The 2,036-nt window shown below is 61.6% G+C and carries 1 protein-coding gene; it reads right to left on the reverse strand.

Translation table 11 applies throughout. From position 1 onward, the window contains the following. Positions 1 to 2,036, reverse strand: a 2,036-nt coding sequence (locus AC3WQM_RS31965; RefSeq protein WP_492683859.1) for a hypothetical protein, incomplete at both ends; no start/stop codon positions are given.

Raw genomic sequence — 2,036 nt, forward strand, 5'->3', positions numbered from 1 at the left:
AGCCTGTCTACCGGACTGAGCACGACCAACAGCAACGTCAGCAGCTTGTCGACGTCTACCTCGAGCGGTCTGAGCACGGCGACCAGTGGGATCTCCAGCCTGTCCACGGGCCTGAGCACCACGAACAGCAACGTGAGTAGCCTGTCGACCTCGACGTCGTCCGGTCTGAGCACGGCGAACAGCAGTGTCAGCAGCCTGTCGACCTCCGCGTCGAGCGGCTTGAGCACGGCCACGAGCAGCATCGACAGCCTGTCGACTTCTACTTCGAGCGGTTTGAGCACGGCGACCAGCGGCATTTCCAGCCTGTCCACGGGCCTGAGCACCACGAACAGCAACGTCAGCAGTCTCTCGACCTCGACGTCGTCCGGTCTGAGTACAGCGAACAGCAACGTGAGCAGCTTGTCGACTTCGACGTCGTCGGGCCTGAGCACTGCGACCAGCGGCATCTCGAGCCTGTCTACTGGTCTGAGCACGACGAACAGCAACGTGAGCAGCCTGTCGACATCGACGTCGTCCGGTTTGAGCACAGCGAATAGCAATGTCAGTAGCCTTTCGACGTCCACTTCGAGTGGCCTGAGCACGACCAACAGCAACGTGAGCAGCCTGTCGACCTCCACGTCGTCTGGTCTGAGCACCGCGACCAGCGGTATCTCCAGCCTGTCGACGGGTCTGAGCACCACGAACAGCAACGTGAGCAGCCTGTCGACTTCGACGTCGTCCGGCTTGAGCACGGCAACGAGCAGCATCGACAGCCTGTCGACTTCTACTTCGAGTGGCCTGAGCACGACCAACAGCAACGTCAGCAGCTTGTCGACCTCGACGTCGTCGGGTCTGAGCACCGCGACCAGTGGCATCTCCAGCTTGTCCACCGGCCTAAGCACGACGAACAGCAACGTGAGCAGCCTGTCGACCTCGACGTCGTCCGGCTTGAGCACGGCGAGCAGCAACGTCAGCAGCCTGTCGACCTCGACGTCCTCTGGTCTGAGCACGGCCACGAGCAGCATCGGCAGCCTGTCGACTTCTACTTCGAGTGGCCTGAGCACGACGAACAGCAACGTCAGCAGCTTGTCGACCTCGACGTCGTCTGGCCTGAGCACAGCGAATAGCAATGTCAGTAGTCTGTCGACGTCCACCTCGAGCGGTCTGAGCACTGCGACCAGCGGCATCTCGAGCCTGTCGACTGGCCTGAGCACGACGAACAGCAACGTGAACAGCCTGTCGACCTCCACGTCGTCTGGTCTGAGCACGACGAACAGCAATGTGAGCAGCCTGTCGACCTCGACGTCGTCCGGTCTGAGCACAGCGAACAGCAGCGTCAGCAGTCTCTCGACCTCGACGTCCTCTGGTCTGAGCACGGCCACGAGCAGCATCGACAGTCTGTCGACGTCCACTTCGAGCGGTTTGAGCACGGCGACCAGCGGTATCTCCAGCCTGTCCACGGGCCTGAGCACGACGAACAGCAACGTCAGCAGTCTCTCGACCTCGACGTCGTCGGGCCTGAGCACAGCGAATAGCAACGTCGGCAGCTTGTCGACCTCCACGTCGTCTGGCCTGAGCACGGCGACCAGCGGCATTTCCAGCCTGTCCACGGGTCTGAGCACGACGAACAGCAATGTCAGCAGCCTGTCGACGTCCACGTCGTCGGGTCTGAGCACGGCGACGAGCAGTATCGACAGCCTGTCGACGTCGACTTCGAGTGGCCTGAGCACGACCAACAGCAGCGTCAGCAGCTTGTCGACTTCGACATCGTCGGGTTTGAGCACGGCTACGAGCAGCATCGACAGCTTGTCGACTTCCACTTCGAGCGGTCTGAGCACTGCGACCAGCGGCATCTCGAGCCTGTCTACTGGTCTGAGCACGACGAACAGCAATGTGAGCAGCCTGTCGACTTCGACGTCGTCCGGTCTGAGCACAGCGAACAGCAGCGTCAGCAGTCTCTCGACTTCCACATCGTCTGGCCTGAGCACGGCCACGAGCAGCATCGACAGTCTGTCGACGTCCACTTCGAGCGGTTTGAGCACGGCGACCAGCGGTAT

It is taken from the genome of Variovorax sp. FW301-JW7 (genome assembly GCF_058788795.1).